The 20,036-nt window shown below is 61.6% G+C and carries 16 protein-coding genes; 9 read left to right on the plus strand and 7 right to left on the minus strand.

Features of this window, described 5'->3' with window-relative positions; genetic code table 11:
- Nucleotides 1-129: 129 nt before the first annotated feature.
- The 8 genes from nuoG to nuoN are packed head-to-tail and all read left to right on the plus strand — an operon-like array spanning nt 130 to nt 10,138.
- On the plus strand, nt 130-2,844 hold the full coding sequence (gene nuoG, locus JFU57_RS28905) for an NADH-quinone oxidoreductase subunit NuoG (protein ID WP_078473591.1): 2,715 nt from the start codon (nt 130-132) through the stop codon (nt 2,842-2,844).
- Nucleotides 2,841-3,848, plus strand: coding sequence for an NADH-quinone oxidoreductase subunit NuoH (gene nuoH, locus JFU57_RS28910; protein ID WP_020296749.1), 1,008 nt, complete (start codon nt 2,841-2,843; stop codon nt 3,846-3,848). The genes nuoG and nuoH overlap by 4 nt, the downstream gene beginning before the upstream one ends.
- 11 nt (nt 3,849-3,859) lie before the next feature.
- Nucleotides 3,860-4,408, plus strand: coding sequence for an NADH-quinone oxidoreductase subunit NuoI (nuoI, locus tag JFU57_RS28915; protein WP_007920177.1), 549 nt, complete (start codon nt 3,860-3,862; stop codon nt 4,406-4,408).
- 9 nt (nt 4,409-4,417) lie between these two features.
- Nucleotides 4,418-4,918 carry an NADH-quinone oxidoreductase subunit J gene (nuoJ, locus tag JFU57_RS28920; protein WP_020296750.1) on the plus strand — a complete coding sequence of 167 codons (501 nt, stop codon included), beginning with the start codon at nt 4,418-4,420 and terminating at the stop codon, nt 4,916-4,918.
- An 18-nt stretch (nt 4,919-4,936) separates the two neighbouring features.
- Entirely contained in the window at nt 4,937-5,245 is a 309-nt protein-coding gene (gene nuoK / locus JFU57_RS28925; protein WP_020296751.1) for an NADH-quinone oxidoreductase subunit NuoK, read from the plus strand.
- Nucleotides 5,242-7,095, plus strand: a complete 1,854-nt coding sequence (gene nuoL / locus JFU57_RS28930) for an NADH-quinone oxidoreductase subunit L (protein ID WP_078473592.1) — start codon at nt 5,242-5,244, stop codon at nt 7,093-7,095. The genes nuoK and nuoL overlap by 4 nt, the downstream gene beginning before the upstream one ends.
- Nucleotides 7,096-7,134: 39 nt before the next feature.
- Nucleotides 7,135-8,667, plus strand: a complete 1,533-nt coding sequence (gene nuoM, locus JFU57_RS28935; RefSeq protein ID WP_201131645.1) for an NADH-quinone oxidoreductase subunit M — start codon at nt 7,135-7,137, stop codon at nt 8,665-8,667.
- Between the two features lie 7 nt (nt 8,668-8,674).
- Nucleotides 8,675-10,138 carry an NADH-quinone oxidoreductase subunit NuoN gene (gene nuoN, locus JFU57_RS28940; protein ID WP_201131646.1) on the plus strand — a complete coding sequence of 488 codons (1,464 nt, stop codon included), beginning with the start codon at nt 8,675-8,677 and terminating at the stop codon, nt 10,136-10,138.
- Between the two features lie 356 nt (nt 10,139-10,494).
- On the opposite strand, the gene JFU57_RS28945 is transcribed toward nuoN, so the two are convergent.
- The 6 genes from JFU57_RS28945 to JFU57_RS28970 are packed head-to-tail and all read right to left on the minus strand — an operon-like array spanning nt 10,495 to nt 16,433.
- Nucleotides 10,495-12,237 (minus strand): ABC transporter substrate-binding protein, encoded by a 1,743-nt coding sequence (locus JFU57_RS28945; protein ID WP_020296755.1) that lies wholly within the window; start codon nt 12,235-12,237, stop codon nt 10,495-10,497.
- 49 nt (nt 12,238-12,286) lie between these two features.
- The gene (locus JFU57_RS28950) at nt 12,287-12,559 is read right to left on the minus strand and encodes a DUF2160 domain-containing protein (RefSeq protein WP_020296756.1); all 273 of its coding nucleotides are present in this window, start codon (nt 12,557-12,559) and stop codon (nt 12,287-12,289) included.
- 10 nt (nt 12,560-12,569) lie between these two features.
- The gene (locus tag JFU57_RS28955) at nt 12,570-13,364 is read right to left on the minus strand and encodes a carbohydrate ABC transporter permease (protein ID WP_020296757.1); all 795 of its coding nucleotides are present in this window, start codon (nt 13,362-13,364) and stop codon (nt 12,570-12,572) included.
- A 14-nt stretch (nt 13,365-13,378) separates the two neighbouring features.
- Complete coding sequence (locus tag JFU57_RS28960; protein ID WP_020296758.1) at nt 13,379-14,245, minus strand: carbohydrate ABC transporter permease; 867 nt, start codon at nt 14,243-14,245, stop codon at nt 13,379-13,381.
- Complete coding sequence (locus JFU57_RS28965; protein ID WP_201131647.1) at nt 14,242-15,339, minus strand: ABC transporter ATP-binding protein; 1,098 nt, start codon at nt 15,337-15,339, stop codon at nt 14,242-14,244. Before JFU57_RS28965 ends, JFU57_RS28960 begins: the two co-directional genes overlap by 4 nt.
- Nucleotides 15,339-16,433: an ABC transporter ATP-binding protein gene (locus JFU57_RS28970; protein WP_201131648.1), complete on the minus strand. Its 1,095-nt coding sequence runs from the start codon at nt 16,431-16,433 to the stop codon at nt 15,339-15,341. The genes JFU57_RS28965 and JFU57_RS28970 overlap by 1 nt, the downstream gene beginning before the upstream one ends.
- Before the next feature lie 305 nt (nt 16,434-16,738).
- Here JFU57_RS28970 and JFU57_RS28975 point away from each other — a divergent pair, with 305 nt between their 5' ends.
- Nucleotides 16,739-18,577 (plus strand): sigma-54-dependent Fis family transcriptional regulator, encoded by a 1,839-nt coding sequence (locus tag JFU57_RS28975; RefSeq protein WP_201131649.1) that lies wholly within the window; start codon nt 16,739-16,741, stop codon nt 18,575-18,577.
- A 73-nt stretch (nt 18,578-18,650) separates the two neighbouring features.
- On the opposite strand, the gene cysS is transcribed toward JFU57_RS28975, so the two are convergent.
- Complete coding sequence (gene cysS / locus JFU57_RS28980) at nt 18,651-20,033, minus strand: cysteine--tRNA ligase (RefSeq protein ID WP_201131650.1); 1,383 nt, start codon at nt 20,031-20,033, stop codon at nt 18,651-18,653.
- Nucleotides 20,034-20,036 lie beyond the last annotated feature (3 nt).

Consider the following 20,036-nt stretch of genomic DNA (forward strand, 5'->3'; position numbering starts at 1 on the left):
AAAAGGCGAAGGGTCCGTACTCTTCGCCTTCTCATGTGCTGACGCCTTGAAGGCTGTGTTGATGCACATGAATAACAAGATTCCATTAGCCACGCCCGCTGACAACGGGCCAACGAAGAACTTTGAACCATGGCCACTATCCACGTAGACGGCAAAGCGCTCGAAGTCGATGGGGCGGACAACCTGTTACAGGCGTGTCTGTCACTAGGCCTCGACATCCCTTATTTCTGCTGGCACCCCGCTCTTGGTAGCGTCGGTGCCTGTCGCCAGTGTGCGGTCAAGCAGTACACCGACGAGAACGACACCCGTGGTCGTATCGTCATGTCCTGCATGACGCCAGCCACCGACAACACCTGGATCTCCATCGAAGATGAAGAATCCAAGGCGTTCCGCGCCAGCGTTGTCGAATGGCTGATGACCAACCACCCGCACGACTGCCCTGTGTGCGAAGAGGGCGGTCACTGCCACCTGCAAGACATGACCGTAATGACGGGCCACAACGAACGTCGTTACCGCTTCACCAAGCGCACCCACCAGAACCAGCAACTGGGCCCGTTCATTTCCCACGAAATGAACCGCTGCATCGCCTGCTACCGCTGCGTGCGCTTCTACAAAGACTACGCCGGCGGCACCGACCTGGGCGTATTCGGCGCCCACGACAACGTGTACTTCGGTCGCGTTGAAGACGGCGTGCTCGAAAGCGAGTTCTCCGGCAACCTCACCGAGGTCTGCCCGACCGGTGTGTTCACCGACAAGACTCACTCCGAGCGCTACAACCGCAAGTGGGACATGCAGTTCTCGCCGAGCATCTGCCATGGCTGCTCCAGCGGTTGCAACATCTCCCCGGGCGAGCGTTACGGCGAACTGCGGCGCATCGAGAACCGTTTCAACGGTTCGGTGAACCAGTACTTCCTCTGCGACCGTGGCCGTTTCGGCTATGGCTACGTCAACCGCGAAGACCGCCCACGCCAGCCATTGCTGGCCGGTGGCGCCAAGCTGACCCTCGACGAAGCCCTGGATAAAGCCGCCGACCTGCTGCGCGGCCGCAACATCGTCGGTATCGGTTCGCCACGCGCCAGCCTCGAAAGCAACTACGCGCTGCGTGAACTGGTAGGCGCCGAGCACTTCTACTCCGGTATCGAAGCTTCCGAGCTGGAGCGCATCCGCCTGGTCCTGCAAGTGCTGAACGACAGCCCGCTGCCAGTGCCGAACATGCGCGACATCGAAGACCATGACGCGATCTTCGTCCTCGGCGAAGACCTGACCCAGACCGCTGCCCGCATGGCCCTGGCCCTGCGCCAGTCGGTCAAGGGCAAGGCCGAAGACATGGCCGACGCCATGCGCGTCCAGCCTTGGCTCGACGCTGCGGTGAAAAACATCGGCCAGCACGCGCTGAACCCGCTGTTTATCGCCAGCCTGGCTGAAACCAAGCTCGACGATATCGCCGAAGAGTGCGTGCACGCTGCACCGGACGACCTGGCCCGCATCGGTTTCGCCGTGGCCCACGCCCTGGACGCCAGCGCCCCCGCCGTCGACGGCCTGGACAGCGAAGCTCTGGAACTGGCCAAGCGCATTGCCGACGCCCTGCTCGCGGCCAAGCGACCGTTGATCATCGCCGGCACCTCCCTGGGCTCCAAGGCACTGATCGAAGCCGCCGCCAACATCGCCAAGGCCCTGAAGCTGCGCGAGAAAAACGGCTCCATCAGCCTGATCGTGCCGGAAGCCAACAGCCTCGGCCTGGCCATGCTCGGCGGCGAGTCGGTGGACGCAGCCCTGCAAGCGGTGATCGACGGCAATGCCGACGCCATCGTGGTCCTGGAAAACGACCTGTACACCCGCACCGATTCGGCCAAGGTCGATGCCGCGCTGAATGCCGCGAAAGTGGTGATCGTCGCCGATCACCAGAAGACCGCCACCAGCGACCGCGCGCACCTGGTCCTGCCAGCGGCCAGCTTCGCCGAAGGCGACGGCACCCTGATCAGCCAGGAAGGCCGCGCCCAGCGTTTCTTCCAGGTGTTCGATCCGAAGTACATGGACGCCAGCATCCTGGTTCACGAAGGCTGGCGCTGGCTGCATGCCCTGCGCGCCACCCTGCTGAACCAGCCGATAGACTGGACCCAGCTCGACCACGTGACGGCTGCCGTCGCTTCCAGCGCACCGCAACTGGCCCGTATCGTCGACGCCGCGCCGTCCGCCGCGTTCCGCATCAAGGGCATGAAACTGGCCCGCGAGCCGCTGCGCTACTCCGGTCGTACCGCCATGCGCGCCGATATCAGCGTGCACGAGCCACGTACTCCGCAAGACCCGGACACCGCGTTCGCCTTCTCCATGGAAGGTTACTCGGGTTCGGCTGAGCCTCGTCAGCAGGTGCCTTTCGCCTGGTCGCCGGGCTGGAACTCGCCACAGGCCTGGAACAAATTCCAGGACGAAGTCGGTGGTCACATTCGCGCGGGCGACCCGGGCACCCGCCTGATCGAAACCCAGGGCGACAAGCTGAACTGGTTCGCCAGCGCGCCACGGGCCTTTTCGCCGGCCCAGGGTACCTGGCAAGTGGTGCCGTTCTATCACCTGTTCGGCAGCGAAGAGAACTCTTCGAAAGCCGCCCCGGTGCAGGAGCGCATTCCCGCTGCCTACGTGGCCTTGGCCAAGTCCGAAGCGGACCGCCTGGGTGTCAACGACGGCGCCCTGCTCAGCCTGAACGTGGCGGGCCAGACCCTGCGCCTGCCGCTGCGCATCAACGAAGAACTGGGCGCTGGCCTGGTTGCCCTGCCGGCAGGTCTGGCGGGTATTCCACCGGCGATTTTCGGCAAAACCGTTGATGGTCTGCAGGAGGCAGCGCAATGACCTGGTTCACCCCTGAAGTGATCGACACCATCATCGCGGTGGTCAAGGCCATCGTGGTGCTGTTGGCCGTGGTGGTTGCCGGCGCCCTGCTCAGCTTCGTCGAACGTCGCCTGCTGGGCTGGTGGCAGGACCGTTACGGTCCGAACCGCGTCGGCCCATTCGGCATGTTCCAGATCGCTGCCGACATGCTGAAAATGTTCTTCAAGGAAGACTGGACCCCGCCGTTTGCCGACAAGGTGATTTTCACCCTGGCACCGGTTGTGGCCATGAGTGCCTTGCTGATCGCCTTCGCGATCATCCCGATCACCCCGACCTGGGGCGTCGCGGACCTGAACATCGGCCTGCTGTTCTTCTTCGCCATGGCCGGTCTTTCGGTCTACGCGGTGCTGTTCGCCGGCTGGTCGAGCAACAACAAGTTCGCCCTGCTGGGTTCCCTGCGGGCTTCGGCCCAGACCGTGTCCTATGAAGTGTTCATGGGCCTGGCGCTGATGGGCATCGTGGTCCAGGTCGGCTCGTTCAACATGCGCGACATCGTCGAGTACCAGGCGCAGAACCTGTGGTTCATCATTCCGCAGTTCTTCGGCTTTTGTACCTTCTTCATCGCTGGCGTGGCCGTGACTCACCGTCACCCTTTCGACCAGCCGGAAGCGGAGCAGGAACTGGCCGACGGTTACCACATTGAATACGCCGGCATGAAATGGGGCATGTTCTTCGTTGGCGAGTACATCGGCATCATCCTGATCTCGGCACTGCTGGTGACCCTGTTCTTCGGTGGCTGGCACGGTCCGTTCGGTATCCTGCCGCAACTGGCCTTCGTCTGGTTCGCCTTGAAGACCGCGTTCTTCATCATGCTGTTCATCCTGCTGCGCGCCTCTATCCCGCGTCCGCGTTATGACCAGGTGATGGACTTCAGCTGGAAATTCTGCCTGCCGCTGACCCTGATCAATTTGCTGGTGACCGCTGCGGTTGTGTTGTTGAACACGCCAGCGGGCGCGGTTCAGTGAGGATTTGACCCATGTTCAAATATATTGGCGACATCGTTAAGGGTACTGGTACCCAGTTGCGCAGCCTGGTGATGGTTTTCGGCCATGGCTTCCGCAAACGCGACACCCTGCAGTACCCGGAAGAAGCCGTGTACCTGCCACCGCGCTACCGCGGCCGCATCGTCCTGACCCGTGATCCCGACGGCGAAGAGCGCTGCGTAGCCTGCAACCTGTGCGCCGTGGCGTGCCCGGTGGGTTGCATCTCGCTGCAGAAAGCTGAAACCGAAGACGGTCGCTGGTACCCGGACTTCTTCCGCATCAACTTCTCGCGCTGCATTTTCTGCGGCCTCTGCGAGGAAGCCTGCCCGACCACCGCGATCCAGCTCACGCCGGATTTCGAAATGGCCGAGTTCAAACGTCAGGACCTGGTTTACGAGAAAGAAGATCTGCTGATCTCCGGCCCCGGAAAAAATCCTGATTACAACTTCTATCGTGTTGCAGGTATGGCCATTGCCGGTAAGCCAAAAGGCTCCGCGCAAAACGAAGCCGAGCCGATCAACGTGAAGAGCTTGCTGCCTTAAGGAAGAAAGATGGAATTCGCTTTCTATTTCGCGTCAGGTGTTGCCGTTGTGTCCACATTGCGTGTGATCACCAACACTAACCCTGTGCACGCCCTGCTCTACCTGATCATTTCGCTGATCGCCGTGGCCATGACGTTCTTCAGTCTCGGTGCGCCGTTTGCCGGCGTACTGGAAGTGATCGCCTATGCCGGCGCCATCATGGTGCTGTTCGTGTTCGTGGTGATGATGTTGAACCTGGGCCCGGCCTCGGTTCAGCAAGAGCGCATCTGGCTCAAGCCCGGCATCTGGATCGGACCGGTGATTCTCAGCGCCCTGCTGCTGGCTGAACTGCTGTATGTGCTGTTCAGCCATCAGAGCGGCGCCAGCATCGGTCACACCGCCGTGGACGCCAAGGCCGTAGGCATCAGCCTGTTCGGTCCTTACCTGCTGGTGGTCGAACTCGCCTCGATGCTGCTGCTTGCTGCAGCGGTCACGGCATTCCACCTGGGCCGCAACGAGGCGAAGGAGTAACTCATGCCTACTATCTCTATGGGTTCTATCCCGCTGGAACATGGCCTGGCAGTCGCCGGGATCCTGTTTTGCCTGGGCCTGGTCGGCCTGATGGTGCGCCGTAACATTCTCTTCGTGTTGATGAGCCTGGAAATCATGATGAACGCCGCTGCCCTGGCGTTCATCGTGGCCGGTGCCCGTTGGGCGCAGCCGGATGGACAGATCATGTTCATCCTGGTGATCAGCCTTGCAGCCGCCGAGGCCAGTATTGGCTTGGCAATCCTGCTGCAGCTGTACCGCCGCTTCCATACGCTCGATATCGACGCTGCCAGTGAGATGCGCGGATGAACCTTATCTTTCTGACTTTCGTATTCCCCCTGATCGGTTTCCTGCTGCTGTCGTTCTCCCGTGGACGCTTCTCGGAAAACCTCGCCGCCCTGATCGGCGTCGGCTCCATTGGCCTCTCGGCCATCGTGGCGGCCTATGTGATCTGGCAATTCAACGTCGCTCCGCCCGAGGCTGGCCACTACACCCTGGTGCTGTGGCAGTGGATGGCGGTGGAAAACTTCACCCCTAACTTCGCCCTGTACATCGACGGCCTGTCGATCACCATGCTGGGCGTCGTGGTCGGTGTCGGCTTTCTGATCCACCTGTTCGCGTCCTGGTACATGCGCGGCGAAGCCGGTTACTCGCGCTTCTTCGCCTACACCAACCTGTTTATCGCCAGCATGCTGTTCCTGGTCCTGGGCGATAACCTGTTGTTCCTGTACTTCGGCTGGGAAGGCGTGGGCCTGTGCTCCTACCTGTTGATCGGTTTCTACTACAGCAACCGCAACAACGGTAACGCGGCACTCAAGGCCTTTATCGTCACCCGTATCGGCGACGTGTTCATGGCCATCGGCCTGTTCATCCTGTTCCAACAGGTGGGCACGCTGAACATCCAGGAACTGCTGGTGCTGGCACCGCAGAAATTCCAGGCCGGCGACTTCTGGATCACCCTGGCGACTCTGATGCTGCTGGGCGGCGCTGTCGGTAAATCCGCGCAGCTGCCATTGCAGACCTGGCTGGCGGACGCGATGGCCGGCCCGACTCCGGTATCGGCACTGATCCACGCCGCGACCATGGTCACCGCAGGTGTCTACCTGATCGCCCGTACCCACGGCCTGTTCACCCTGGCGCCGGAAATCCTGCACCTGGTGGGCCTGGTCGGCGGCGTGACCCTGGTCCTGGCCGGCTTTGCCGCGCTGGTACAGACGGACATCAAGCGGATCCTCGCCTACTCGACCATGAGCCAGATCGGCTACATGTTCCTGGCTCTGGGCGTCGGCGCCTGGGACGGCGCGATCTTCCACCTGATGACCCACGCCTTCTTCAAGGCCCTGCTGTTCCTTGCTTCCGGTGCGGTGATCGTTGCCTGCCACCACGAGCAGAACATCTTCAAGATGGGCGGCCTGTGGAAGAAACTGCCGTTGGCCTACGCCAGCTTCATCGTCGGCGGCGCGGCCCTGGCAGCCCTGCCTCTGGTGACCGCGGGCTTCTACTCCAAGGACGAGATCCTCTGGGAAGCCTTCGCCAGCGGCAACCATGGCCTGCTGTACGCCGGTCTGGTCGGTGCGTTCATGACTTCGCTGTATACCTTCCGCCTGATCTTCATCGCGTTCCACGGTGAAGCGAAGACCGAAGCCCACGCCGGTCACGGCATCGCTCACTGGCTGCCACTGTCGGTGCTGATCGTATTGTCCACCGCCATTGGCGCGATGATCGTTCCGCCGCTGCACGGCGTGCTGCCACAGAGCGTTGGCCATGCCGGCGGCGAAGCCAAGCACAGCCTGGAAATCGCTTCGGGCGCCATCGCCCTGGCCGGTATCCTGCTGGCAGCCCTGTTGTTCCTTGGCAAGCGTCGCTTTGTGACCGCCATCGCCAACAGCGGCATCGGGCGTCTGCTCTCGGCCTGGTGGTTCGCCGCCTGGGGCTTCGACTGGATCTACGACAAACTGTTCGTCAAGCCGTATCTGGCCATCAGCCACGTACTGCGCAAAGACCCGCTCGACCAGACCATCGGTTTGATCCCGCGTATGGCCAAAGGCGGACACAACGCCCTGAGCCGTACCGAAACCGGTCAACTGCGTTGGTATGCCGCCTCGATGGCTGCTGGTGCCGTGCTGGTTATCGGCGCCATCGTGCTGGTAGCGGTCTGACATGAACCTTGCGAACTTGCGAAAGGAATTGAGCCCGTCATGATTCTGCCTTGGCTAATCCTGATCCCCTTCATCGGCGGCCTGCTGTGCTGGATGGGTGAGCGCTTCGGCGCCACCCTCCCCCGCTGGATTGCGCTGTTGACCATGACCCTGGAACTCGCTCTCGGCCTCTGGCTGTGGGCCCATGGTGACTATTCATTTGCACCGGCGCCGGGCGCCGATCCGACCTGGGCGCTTGAGTTCAAGCACATCTGGATCCAGCGCTTCGGCATCAGCGTGCACCTGGCGCTGGACGGCCTGTCGCTGCTGATGATCCTGCTGACCGGCCTGCTGGGTATCCTCTCGGTACTCTGCTCCTGGAAAGAGATTCAGCGTCACGTGGGTTTCTTCCACCTGAACCTGATGTGGATCCTGGGCGGCGTGGTCGGCGTGTTCCTCGCCCTCGACCTGTTCATGTTCTTCTTCTTCTGGGAAATGATGCTGGTGCCGATGTACTTCCTCATCGCGCTCTGGGGTCACAGTTCTTCGGACGGCAAAAAGACCCGTATTTATGCGGCGACCAAGTTCTTCATCTTCACCCAGGCTTCCGGCCTGATCATGTTGGTGGCGATCCTCGGTCTGGTCCTGGTCAACTTCAACAACACCGGCGTGATTACCTTCAACTACGCCGACCTGTTGAAAACCAAGATGTCGTTGACCACCGAGTACATCCTGATGCTCGGCTTCTTCATCGCTTTCGCGGTGAAGCTGCCAGTGGTGCCGTTCCACTCCTGGCTGCCTGATGCTCACGCCCAGGCGCCAACCGCCGGTTCCGTGGACTTGGCGGGCATCTTGCTGAAGACCGCGGCCTATGGTCTGCTGCGTTTTGCCCTGCCGCTGTTCCCGAACGCCTCGGCCGAGTTCGCTCCCATCGCCATGACCCTGGGTCTGATCGGGATTTTCTACGGTGCGTTCCTGGCCTTCGCCCAGACCGACATCAAGCGTTTGATCGCCTTCTCCAGCGTTTCGCACATGGGCTTCGTGCTGATCGGGATCTACTCCGGCAGCCAGCTCGCCCTGCAAGGCGCAGTGATCCAGATGCTGGCCCACGGTGTTTCGGCAGCCGCGCTGTTTATCCTCAGCGGACAGTTGTACGAGCGCACTCACACCCGCGACATGCGTGAAATGGGTGGCCTGTGGTCGAAGATCGCCTACCTGCCGGCCATCAGCCTGTTCTTTGCCGCCGCTTCCCTGGGCTTGCCGGGCACTGGCAACTTCGTCGGCGAGTTCCTGATCCTGATCGGCACCTTTGTCGCCGCGCCATGGATCACGGCGATTGCCACCTCGGGCCTGGTGTTCGGTTCGGTCTACTCGCTGATCATGATCCACCGCGCCTACTTCGGCCCGTCCAAGTCGGACGCGGTCCTGCATGGCATGGATGCTCGCGAACTGATCATGGTGCTCGGCCTTGCGGTGTTGCTGATCTATATCGGCGTCTACCCGCAACCGTTCCTCGATACCTCTGCCGCCACGATGCATGGCGTGCAGCAATGGCTCGGTACCGCCTTCACTCAACTCGCTTCGGCACGGTAAGAGCGCTATGGAATTCACGATTCAACACTTTATCGCGCTAGCGCCGTTGTTGATCACCAGCGCCACGATCATCGTGGTGATGCTGGCGATCGCATGGCGCCGCAACCACTCACAGACCTTCCTGATTTCCGTGGCCGGTCTGAACCTGGCCTTGCTGTCGATCCTCCCAGCCTTGAAAGTCGCGCCACTGGCCGTGACCCCACTGCTGCAGATCGACTCGTTCGCCTGCCTGTACATGGCGTTGATCCTGGTCGCCACCCTGGCCTGTGTCACCCTCGCTCACGCCTACCTCGGCGATGGCGGTACCGGTTACCCGGGCAACCGTGAAGAGCTGTACCTGCTGATCCTGATGGCCGCCGCCGGTGGCCTGGTCCTGGTCAGCGCGCAGCACCTGGCTGGCTTGTTCATTGGCCTGGAACTGCTGTCGGTACCGGTCTACGGCCTGGTGGCCTATGCCTTCTTCAACAAGCGTTCCCTGGAAGCCGGCATCAAGTACATGGTGCTGTCGGCCGCCGGTTCCGCGTTCCTGCTGTTCGGCATGGCCATGCTCTACGCCGATGCCGGCAGCCTGAGCTTCGTCGGGATCGGCCAGGCCATCGCGGCCACCGGCCTGCCAAGTTCCCTGGCTCAGTTGGGCCTGGGCATGATGCTGATCGGCCTGGCGTTCAAACTATCGCTGGTGCCGTTCCACCTCTGGACCCCGGACGTCTACGAAGGTGCTCCGGCACCGGTGGCGGCGTTCCTGGCCACCGCTTCCAAGGTGGCGGTGTTCGCAGTGATGGTGCGTCTGTTCCAGATCTCGCCAGCGGCCAGCAGCGGCGTGCTGAGCACCGTGCTCAGCGTGATCGCCGTGGCGTCGATCCTGTTCGGTAACCTGCTGGCACTGACCCAGAGCAACCTCAAGCGTCTGCTGGGTTACTCGTCCATCGCCCACTTCGGTTACCTGCTGATCGCCCTGGTGGCGAGCAAGGGCCTGGCCCTGGAAGCCATCGGCGTGTACCTGGTCACCTACGTCATCACCAGCCTCGGTGCATTCGGCGTGATCACCCTGATGTCCTCGCCTTACAAGGGTCGCGACGCAGACGCCCTGTACGAATACCGCGGCCTGTTCTGGCGCCGTCCGTACCTGACCGCCGTACTGACTGTGATGATGCTGTCCCTGGCCGGTATCCCGCTCACCGCAGGCTTTATCGGCAAGTTCTACATCATTGCCACCGGTGTCGAGTCGCACCAGTGGTGGCTGGTGGGTTCCCTGGTACTGGGCAGCGCCATCGGCGTCTTCTACTACCTGCGCGTGATGGTCACCCTGTACCTGATCGAGCCGAACCTGCGTCGCCACGATGCGCAATTGCACTGGGAGCAAAAGGCAGGCGGCGTGATGCTGCTGGCCATCGCCCTCCTGGCGTTCTTCCTCGGCGTCTACCCGCAACCGCTGCTGACCCTGGTCCAGCAGGCAGGCCTCGCGGGCTGATCGCTCAAGGGCGAACTGCAGTACAACAGAACGGCGCCTTCGGGCGCCGTTCTGCATTCAGGCCCTGCCCTTCTTACCCGGCATTTACAGAAAAGCCCTTCAACCTTTGCCAACCTGCCTGACAGCCCATATCAGGCCCAGGCAGTAAGGTTGAGCCACAGGCTAATAAACCGAGTGGGGGTGGTTGATGAAACGGCAAAGATTCTCCGAACGGCTGGAAGGCCTCGACGCCCCGGCTGATGAACATCAAGGCGGCAAAGGCCTGCCCAGCAGTGCCAAGCCATGGGGCACGACAGGCAAACGCCACACAGAAAAACGGCACCCGAAGGTGCCGCCCCTGTCGCAATCGGCAGCTGTTACTTGCGCGCCGCCTCCCACGACTTGATCAGCTCGTTGTAGCTCACGGTCTCGCCCTTGGGCTTTTCGTTGGCCAGTTTCGGTTTCGGCGCGCCAGGTTGATCGAACCAGTATTGCGCGTCGCGCTCAGGGTTCATTTTCGGCCCGCACACCGGCTGGACTTTCGAGCGTTCAAGCCGGGTCATGATCGCGTCCTGGTCCTTGGCCAGGCCATCGAGGGCTTGTTGCGGGGTTTTCTCGCCGCTGGCGGCTTCCGAAATATGGCTCCACCACAACTGCGCCAGGCGAGGGTAGTCCGGCACGTTGGTCCCGGTCGGGGTCCATTGCACCCGGGCCGGGCTGCGATAGAACTCCACCAGGCCACCGAGCTTCGGCGCCAGGTCGGTCATGGCTTGCGAGTTGATGTCCGATTCGCGGATCGGCGTCAGGCCGACGATGGTTTTCTTCAGCGACACGGTTTTCGAGGTCACGAATTGTGCATAGAGCCAGGCCGCGAGTTTCTGTTTCTCCGGCGTGGACTTCATGAAGGTCCAGGAGCCCACGTCCTGATAACCCAGCTTCATGCCCTCCTCCCAGTAGGGCCCGCGCGGTGAAGGTGCCATGCGCCATTTCGGCGTGCCGTCGGCGTTCATCACCGCCAGACCCGGCTTGGTCATGTCGGCGGTGAAGGCGGTGTACCAGAAGATCTGCTGGGCGATATTGCCCTGGGACGGCACCGGCCCGGATTCGGAGAACGTCATGCCGGCCGCTTCCGGTGGTGCATAGGCCTTGAGCCAGTCGACGTACTTCTGCGTGGCAAACACCGCCGCCGGGCCGTTGGTGTCGCCGCCACGGGTCACGCTGGAACCCACCGGGTGGCAGTCCTCGACGCGAATCCCCCACTCGTCCACCGGCAAGCCGTTGGGCAGGCCCTTGTCGCCGCCACCGGCCATGGAGAACCAGGCATCGGTGAAGCGCCAGCCCAGGGACGGGTCCTTCTTGCCGTAGTCCATGTGGCCGTAAACCCGCTTGCCGTCGATCTCCTTGACGTCCTCGGTGAAGAACTTGGCGATGTCTTCATAAGCCGACCAGTTGACCGGCACCCCCAGCTCGTAGCCGTATTTCTCCTTGAACTTGGCTTTCAGGTCGGCGCGCTCGAACCAGTCGGCGCGGAACCAGTAGAGGTTGGCGAACTGCTGGTCCGGCAGTTGGTAGATTTTGCCGTCTGGCGCGGTGGTAAAGGAGATGCCGATAAAGTCCTTGATATCCAGGGTCGGCGAGGTGAAGTTCTTGCCTTCATTGGCCATCAGGTCGGTGATGGATTCGGTCTTGCCATAGCGAAAGTGCGTGCCGATCAGGTCCGAATCGTTAACCCAGCCATCGTAGATATTTTTGTCGGACTGCATCTGGGTCTGGAGTTTTTCCACCACATCGCCTTCTTGCAGCAAATCGTGGGTCAACTTGATCCCGGTGATTTCGCTGAAGGCCTTGGCCAGCACCTTGGACTCGTACTCGTGGGTGGTCAGGGTTTCCGAGACCACGTTGATTTTCATGCCACGAAACGGCTCGGCGGCCTTGATGAACCACTTCAGCTCTTCCAACTGCTGGGCTTCGCTCAAGGTGGATGGCTTGAATTCGCTGCCTATCCATTTCTTCGCCGCGTCTTCATAGGCGTCGGCCCAGGCCGTAGCGCTCAACCCGCTGAGAGCCAGCATGGCTGCCAATGAAACGCTATGTCGCAGCTTATTGTTTTTGTCGAACATAGAGACCTCCTGGTTAAATTTCGGAGCGGGGTCGCCGAACACCACACAGCTAACCCCAACGCATCACAGCCAACAGCCACACCAGGGACAGCGCGGACGCCACCCAAATGCTCCAGTCGGTCAGGCCAATCACCATCAGGTGCAGGTAGGCACTGCCGAGAAGACCGATAAACAGCCGATCGCCACGGGTGGTGGCAATCGGTAACAAGCCCCGTCGCGGGATGCTGGGCGAGCGCAACTCCCAGGTGGTCATGCCGGTCAGGATCAAGGCGATCGCGACAAAGAACGCCGCCGTGGGCGTGGTCCAGGCCATCCATTCCATCATCAGTTCCTCAGACCCGGCCCAGGGCAAAGCCCTTGGCCACGTGGTTGCGAACAAACCAGATCACCAGCATGCCCGGCAGGATGGTCAGTACCCCGGCCGCCGCCAGTACCCCCCAGTCGATGCCTGAAGCCGACACCGTGCGGGTCATGACCGCAGCGATCGGCTTGGCATTCACCGAAGTCAGGGTGCGCGCCAGCAACAGCTCGACCCAGGAAAACATAAAGCAGAAAAACGCCGTGACGCCGATCCCCGAGCCAATCAGCGGGATGAAGATCTTGATGAAGAACTTGGGAAAACCGTAGCCATCGATGTAGGCGGTTTCGTCGATTTCCTTGGGCACCCCTGACATGAATCCCTCGAGGATCCACACCGCCAACGGCACGTTGAACAGGCAGTGGGCCAGCGCCACCGCAATATGGGTGTCGAACAAGCCGATGGAGGAATAGAGCTGGAAAAACGGCAGCAGGAACACCGCCGGCGGCGCCATGCGGTTGGTCAGCAGCCAGAAGAACAGATGCTTGTCGCCAAGGAACCGATAGCGGGAAAACGCATACGCCGCCGGCAGCGCCACGCTGAGGGAGATCACCGTATTCAGGCTCACGTAGTACAGCGAATTGAGGTAACCGCTGTACCAGCTGGGATCGGTAAAGATCACCTTGTAGTTGGCCAGGGTGAAATCCTGGGGAAACAGCGTCAGGCCGCCGAGGATTTCGCTGTTGCTCTTGAAGGACATGTTCAGCAGCCAGTAGATCGGCACCAGCAGGAACAGGATGTAGACCAGCAGAGGAATGACCTTCTTCATGGGAGTACCAGGCCTCAACGGTTGGCGTCGGAGTGGGTCATGGCGGTGTAGAACAGCCAGGACACCAACAGGATGATGAGGAAGTACACCAGCGAGAACGCCGCCGCCGGGCCAAGGTCGAATTGGCCGACGGCCATTTGGGTCAGGGTCTGACTGAGGAAGGTGGTGGCATTCCCCGGACCGCCGCCGGTGAGCACGAACGGCTCGGTGTAGATCATGAAGCTGTCCATAAAGCGCAGCATCACCGCGATCAACAGCACACTCTTGAGCTTGGGCAGCTGGATATGCCGGAATACCGCCCAGCTCGAGGCCCGATCGATCCGTGCCGCCTGGTAGTACACATCCGGGATCGCCCGTAGTCCCGAATAACACAGCAGCGCCACCAGGGAGGTCCAGTGCCAGACATCCATCACCAGCACCGTGACCCAGGCGTCCATGGTGTTGGCCGCGTAGTTGTAGCTGATGCCCATGGCATTGAGGCTCGAACCCAGCAGGCCGATATCGGCGCGGCCGAAGATCTGCCAGATGGTGCCCACCACGTTCCACGGGATCAGCAGCGGGATCGCCAGGATAATCAGCACCAGCGACGACCAGCGGCCCTTGGTCGGCATGGTCAGGGCGATGCCGATACCGAGGGGGATTTCGATCAGCAGCACACACGCCGAATAGATGAACTGGCGCAGCAGCGAGTCATGCAGCCGCGGGTCGAGCAGCACCTGGCGGTACCAATCGGCACCGACAAAATAACGGCTCGACTGATCGAAGATGTCCTGCACCGAATAGTTGACCACGGTCATCATCGGGATCACTGCACTGAAGGCCACCAGCAGGAACACCGGCAGCACCAGCCACCAGGCCTTGTTGTTCTGCACCTTGTTCATGGCAGCATCTCCAACAGGTAATCGTCGGCATAGACCATCAGCCACTGCGCCGGAAAACTGATGTACGCAGTGCCCTGAGGCACGGGCTTGTCTTCGGCCAGGCGCACCTTGAGCGGCTGGCCATCGAGCTTGAGGGTCATGATCTTGTAGGTGCCGAGGTCTTCGACATGTAAGACAGCGGCCTGCAACGCGTCATCAAACGGCTCATCCCACACATGGACGAATTCCGGGCGGATGCCGATCTTGAGGGTGGTCCATTGCGACTCGGCGATGCGTTGCTGCTGGGCCTCGGACAGCGCCAGGTGAGTGCTGGCGAAACCGACGCCCCCAGGTTGCGGCTGGACCTGGATCAGGTTCATCCCGGGGCTGCCAATGAAGTAACCGACAAACGTATGGCTGGGTCGCTCGAACAACTCCCGGGGCGTGCCGAATTGCACGATCTGCCCGCCGTACATCACGGCGATCTTGTCGGCGAAGGTCGAGGCTTCAAGTTGGTCATGGGTCACGTAGACCATGGTGATGTTGAATTGCTCGTGGATCTGCTTGAGCTTGCGCCGCAGTTTCCACTTCAAGTGCGGGTCGATCACCGTCAGCGGCTCATCGAACAGGATCGCCGATACGTCATCGCGCACCAGGCCACGGCCCATGGAGACCTTCTGCTTCTCGTCGGCAGTGAGGTTGCGCGCCTTTTTATCCAGCAGGGCCTGCAGATCCAGGACTTCGGCGATCTCCTGGACCTTGCTGTGGATCCTGGCCTCGGCCATACCCTGGTTACGCAGGGGGAAGGCCAGGTTGTCGAACACCGTCATGGTGTCGTAGACCACCGGAAACTGGAAAACCTGGGCGATGTTGCGTTTTTCCGGGGTCAACTGATTGACCACCTTGGCATCGAACAGCACCTGGCCCTCGGACGGGCTGAGCAACCCGGAAATGATATTGAGCAAGGTCGACTTGCCGCAGCCGGACGGCCCCAGCAAGGCATAGGCCCCGCCCTGCTCCCAGACATGGTTCATCTCGCGGATCGCGTAGTCTTCAGGCCCGGCCGGGGTCCGGCTGTAGCTGTGGGCGAGGTTGTGCAAGCGGATCTCGGCCATCAGGCAACCCTCGCGACACGACGACTGGGAGCCTGGACCAGACGGCCCTGGGCATCGAATACAAACAGCTTGTGGGTCGGGATATAAATGCGGATCGGCGCATCGACGTCGTACTCGTGCACCCCGGGCAAATGCAGCACCAGCAGGAAGTGCTCGTTGCGCACATGGAGGAAGGTCTCGGAGCCGCTGATTTCCGCCACCTCGACGGTCACCGCCAACTCCAGGTCATCGTCATTGCTCGGCACCAGGGAAATATGGCTGGGGCGCACGCCGAAACGGAACTCGCCCTCGCCCACCGGGCGCAAATCGACGTTCAGCGGGAAGTGCACGAAGTTGGCGAAACTCACTTCATTGCCGGTGATGCGCCCAGGCATCAGGTTGATCGGCGGCTCGGAGAACAGCTCGGCGGCCAGCACCGTCTGCGGCTGATGGTAAACCTCGGCGGTCTGGCCGCTCTGCACCACTCGGCCCTCGTGGAGGATGGTGGTGGTGCCGCCCAGGGCCAGGGCTTCGTTGGGCTCGGTGGTGGCGTAGATGGCAATGGTATGGCGCGCCTTGAACAACTCGCGCATTTCCTGGCGCAATTCTTCGCGCAGCTTGTAGTCGAGGTTGACCAGGGGTTCGTCGAACAGGATCAGGTCGGCATCCTTGACCAGCGCCCTGGCCATGGCCGTGCGCTGCTGCTGGCCGCCCGACAACTCCAGAGGGTAGCGCTGCAGGAACTTCTCGATGCGCAGCATCTGCGCGGTCTCCAACACCTTGCTGCGAATCTGTTCGGCCGAGACCCCAGCCTGGCGCAGCGGCGAGGCGATGTTCTCGAACACGGTCATGGTCGGGTAGTTGATGAACTGCTGATAGACCATCGACACATTGCGCAGGCGCACCGGGCGCTGGGTCACGTCGACCCCGTTCATCAGGATGCGGCCACTGTCAGGCTTGTCCAGGCCGGCCATCAGCCGCATCAGGCTGGTCTTGCCGGACAGTGTGCGGCCGAGCAGGACATTGAAGGATCCGGGTTGAAAGCTGAGGCTGGCGTCATCGATCCAGATCTGGCCTTCGACGACACGGCTGACGTGCTCCAGTGTGAGTGACATGGCTCGGCCTTTTTATTATTGGAGTCAAGCGACCGGGACAGCAGAGCGAGTTTCGTGCCAATCACCTGGGGGTTGCAGCAAGCCATTGATAAGGCTCGGCTTTGCGCAAATAGGGGCCCGCCGCGTTTTCACTGCTGAACAGAAATGAACAGCTCTGGCTGAACACTTGAACAGCTGCGCGGTTGACAATGAACAATTGTGAACAACACTGGATAGACGCTTTCTGCAACCCAAGGCTTGTGCTGCGGCGCCAGCAAGCCCGACACGCTGTCTTCAATAAGAAAAATAATAAGAGACCCACGGCCATGAGCGCTCCTGCCCCGCTGTTGCCCCATGACACCATCATCAAGGACTCCTGGCGGCGCTGCCGCGCGTTCGGCCTCGATCACCAAAGCCCCCCAGTATTCGATCAACTGCCCGCCGAGCGCATCGCGCAACTGCTCGAAAGCCAGCATTCCCTGGTGCAGACCACGCACCAGGAAGTGCTGCCCTATTACGAGAACATCCTCAGCAACTCCAATTGCCTGATCATGCTCGCCGACAACCAGGGCCAGGTCCTCACCTCATGGGGCACCCAGCGCTTTATCGAGCCGCGCCTGGCCCACGGCTTCAATACCGGCGTCAGTTGGCGGGAAGACCGCACCGGCACCAACGCCATTGGCACTGCCCTGGCCTGCGAGCAGGCGGTGCACATTGAGCACGACGAGCATTTCCTCAAGGCCAACCGCTTCATGACCGGCTCCGCCGCACCGATCTTCGACACCGAGCGCCGGGTGATCGCGGTGCTGGACGTGTCCAGTGACAGCTACCTGCCGCCCTCCCACACCCTGGGCATGGTCAAGATGATGAGCCAGACGGTGGAGAACCGGCTGATCCTCAATCTGTTCCACGGCCGGCACTTCCAGCTGACCTTCAACACCGGGCTGAACAACCTCGACAGCCAATGGGCCGGGCTGCTGATCTTCGACGACAGCGGCCAGGTGCTCTCAGCCAACCGGCGCGCCGACAACCTGCTGGGGATCAGCCTGTCGCGTGTGGCCATCGACAGCCTGTTCCAGGTGTCGTTGCTGGAACTGCTCAACCAGCCCGAAGGCCAGCCCTTCGCCCTGCAAGCCGCCGGGCGCAATCGCTTCCATTGCCTGCTCAAACGGCCCCAGCACAGGCCGGTCCAGGCCCGGGTATTTGCCCAACCCAGCGCCGCCCCCACCCCTGCCCCGACGTCGGCCCTCAACCTCAACTCCCTGCACTTCGGCGACAGCCGGGTTGAAAAAGCCGTGCGCCAGGCTGAGCGCCTGCTGGAAAAAGACATCCCGCTGCTGATCCACGGTGAAACCGGGGTCGGCAAGGAAGTGTTCGTCAAAGCCCTGCACCAGGCCAGCTCACGCAGCAAACAGGCATTGATTGCGGTGAACTGCGCGGCGATCCCCGCCGAACTGGTGGAGTCCGAGCTGTTCGGCTATGAAAAAGGTGCGTTCACCGGGGCCAGCCTCAAAGGCAGCATCGGGCTGATTCGCAAGGCCGACAAAGGCACGCTGTTTCTCGATGAGATCGGTGATATGCCGCTGCCAACCCAGGCGCGCCTGCTGCGGGTGCTACAGGAGCGCTGCGTGCAGCCGGTGGGCAGCAGCGAGCTGTTCGCGGTGGATATCCGGATCATCTCTGCCACCAACCGCTCCCTGCGCGAGCAGGTACAGCTCGGCCGCTTCAGGGAAGACCTGTATTACCGCATCGGCGGCCTGACCCTGGAACTGCCGCCCCTGCGCGAACGCAGCGACAAAGCGGCGCTGTTCCAGAAAATCTGGGAACAGCAGCGTGAACCCAGCCAATGGGCCGGGCTCAGCCGCGAGGTACAAGCCCTGTTCGAACGCCACCCCTGGCCCGGCAACTTGCGCCAGGTCAGCAGCGTGATGCAGGTGGCCCTGGCCATGGCCGAGGAACAACCGGTACGGCCGGAGCATTTGCCGGATGACTTCTTTGTCGACCTGGAGATGGAAGCGGTCGAGACGCCGACGATGGATGGGCATGACGCCGAGGACTTGAACCAGATGCTCCAGGCCGCGGGCGGTAACATCTCCCACCTGGCCCGGCGCCTGGGTGTAAGCCGCAACACCCTCTACAAGCGATTGCGCCAGCTACAGGGCTGAGCGCGGCGATGACAAGGCCGCAGGCAAACAAAAACCCGCACCAGGCGGGTTCTGTTTGTAGCCGTTACTGCAATCAGTCAGCCAGACGCCAGGTGGTCCCGCCCTTGCCGTCTTCCAGCACCACGCCCATGGCGGTGATCTGGTCGCGGATACGGTCGGATTCCGCCCAGTTCTTGTCGGCACGGGCCTGCAGGCGAGCCTGGATCAGCGCTTCGACCTCAGCCGCATCGACCCGACCTTCGGCGCCGGCCTGCAGGAAGTCATCGGCTTCCAGTTGCAGCACGCCGAGCACACTGGCCAGCTCTTGCAAACGCGCCGCCAGACCCGCCGCGGCATTGAGATCGCTCTCACGCAGACGGTTGATTTCGCGCACCATCTCGAACAGCACAGCGCAGGCTTCGGGGGTACCGAAGTCGTCGTTCATCACCTGGGTGAAGCGTTCGACAAAGGCTTCGCCACCGGCCGGGGCCACTTTCGGCAGGCCTTTGAGCGCGTGGTAGAAACGCTCCAGGGCACCTTTGGCGTCCTTGAGGTTGTCTTCCGAGTAGTTGATCGCGCTGCGGTAATGGCTCGACACCAGCAGGTAACGCACGACTTCCGGGTGGTACTTGGCCAGCACGTCGCGAATGGTGAAGAAGTTGTTCAAGGACTTGGACATCTTCTCGCCATTGATGCGAATCATCCCGCAATGCATCCACGCGTTGGCGTAGGTCTTGCCGGTGGCCGCTTCGCTCTGGGCGATTTCGTTTTCATGGTGCGGGAACTCAAGATCGCTGCCGCCGCCATGAATGTCGAAAGTCTCGCCCAGGCAGCAGGTCGACATCACCGAGCATTCGATGTGCCAGCCCGGACGGCCGTCACCCCACGGCGAAGGCCAGCTTGGCTCGCCCGGCTTGGTGCCTTTCCACAGCACGAAGTCCAGCGGGTCCTGTTTCGACTCCTCGACTTCGATCCGCGCGCCGATGCGCAGGTCTTCGATCTTCTTGCGCGACAGCTTGCCGTAGCCCATGAACTTGGCGACGCGGTAGTACACGTCGCCATTGCCCGGGGCGTAGGCGTAGCCCTTGTCGATCAAGGTCTGGATCATGCTCAGCATGCCCGGAATGTGATCCGTGGCACGGGGCTCCAGGTCCGGCTTGAGGATATTGAGGCGCGCCTCGTCCTCGTGCATCGCGGTGATCATGCGCTCGGTCAGCGCGTCGAACGGTTCGCCGTTCTCCCGCGCGCGATTGATGATCTTGTCTTCGATGTCGGTGATGTTGCGCACATAGGTCAGGTCATAACCGCTGAAACGCAACCAGCGGGTCACCAGGTCAAAGGCAACCATGCTGCGGCCGTGGCCGATGTGGCAGTAGTCGTACACGGTCATGCCGCACACGTACATGCGCACTTTGTTGCCATCCAGCGGCTTGAAGACTTCTTTGCTCTTGGTGAGCGTGTTGTAGATCGTTAGCACTTT

Source organism: Pseudomonas sp. TH07, assembly GCF_016651285.1.
Taxonomy (GTDB): domain Bacteria; phylum Pseudomonadota; class Gammaproteobacteria; order Pseudomonadales; family Pseudomonadaceae; genus Aquipseudomonas.

Coding starts and splice junctions, on each gene's coding strand:
- nuoG (WP_078473591.1), top strand. CDS start 130: ATGGCCACTATCCACGTAGACGGCAAAGCGCTCGAAGTCGATGGGGCG.
- nuoH (WP_020296749.1), top strand. CDS start 2,841: ATGACCTGGTTCACCCCTGAAGTGATCGACACCATCATCGCGGTGGTC.
- nuoI (WP_007920177.1), top strand. CDS start 3,860: ATGTTCAAATATATTGGCGACATCGTTAAGGGTACTGGTACCCAGTTG.
- nuoJ (WP_020296750.1), top strand. CDS start 4,418: ATGGAATTCGCTTTCTATTTCGCGTCAGGTGTTGCCGTTGTGTCCACA.
- nuoK (WP_020296751.1), top strand. CDS start 4,937: ATGGGTTCTATCCCGCTGGAACATGGCCTGGCAGTCGCCGGGATCCTG.
- nuoL (WP_078473592.1), top strand. CDS start 5,242: ATGAACCTTATCTTTCTGACTTTCGTATTCCCCCTGATCGGTTTCCTG.
- nuoM (WP_201131645.1), top strand. CDS start 7,135: ATGATTCTGCCTTGGCTAATCCTGATCCCCTTCATCGGCGGCCTGCTG.
- nuoN (WP_201131646.1), top strand. CDS start 8,675: ATGGAATTCACGATTCAACACTTTATCGCGCTAGCGCCGTTGTTGATC.
- JFU57_RS28945 (WP_020296755.1), bottom strand. CDS start 12,237: ATGTTCGACAAAAACAATAAGCTGCGACATAGCGTTTCATTGGCAGCC.
- JFU57_RS28950 (WP_020296756.1), bottom strand. CDS start 12,559: ATGGAATGGATGGCCTGGACCACGCCCACGGCGGCGTTCTTTGTCGCG.
- JFU57_RS28955 (WP_020296757.1), bottom strand. CDS start 13,364: ATGAAGAAGGTCATTCCTCTGCTGGTCTACATCCTGTTCCTGCTGGTG.
- JFU57_RS28960 (WP_020296758.1), bottom strand. CDS start 14,245: ATGAACAAGGTGCAGAACAACAAGGCCTGGTGGCTGGTGCTGCCGGTG.
- JFU57_RS28965 (WP_201131647.1), bottom strand. CDS start 15,339: ATGGCCGAGATCCGCTTGCACAACCTCGCCCACAGCTACAGCCGGACC.
- JFU57_RS28970 (WP_201131648.1), bottom strand. CDS start 16,433: ATGTCACTCACACTGGAGCACGTCAGCCGTGTCGTCGAAGGCCAGATC.
- JFU57_RS28975 (WP_201131649.1), top strand. CDS start 16,739: ATGAGCGCTCCTGCCCCGCTGTTGCCCCATGACACCATCATCAAGGAC.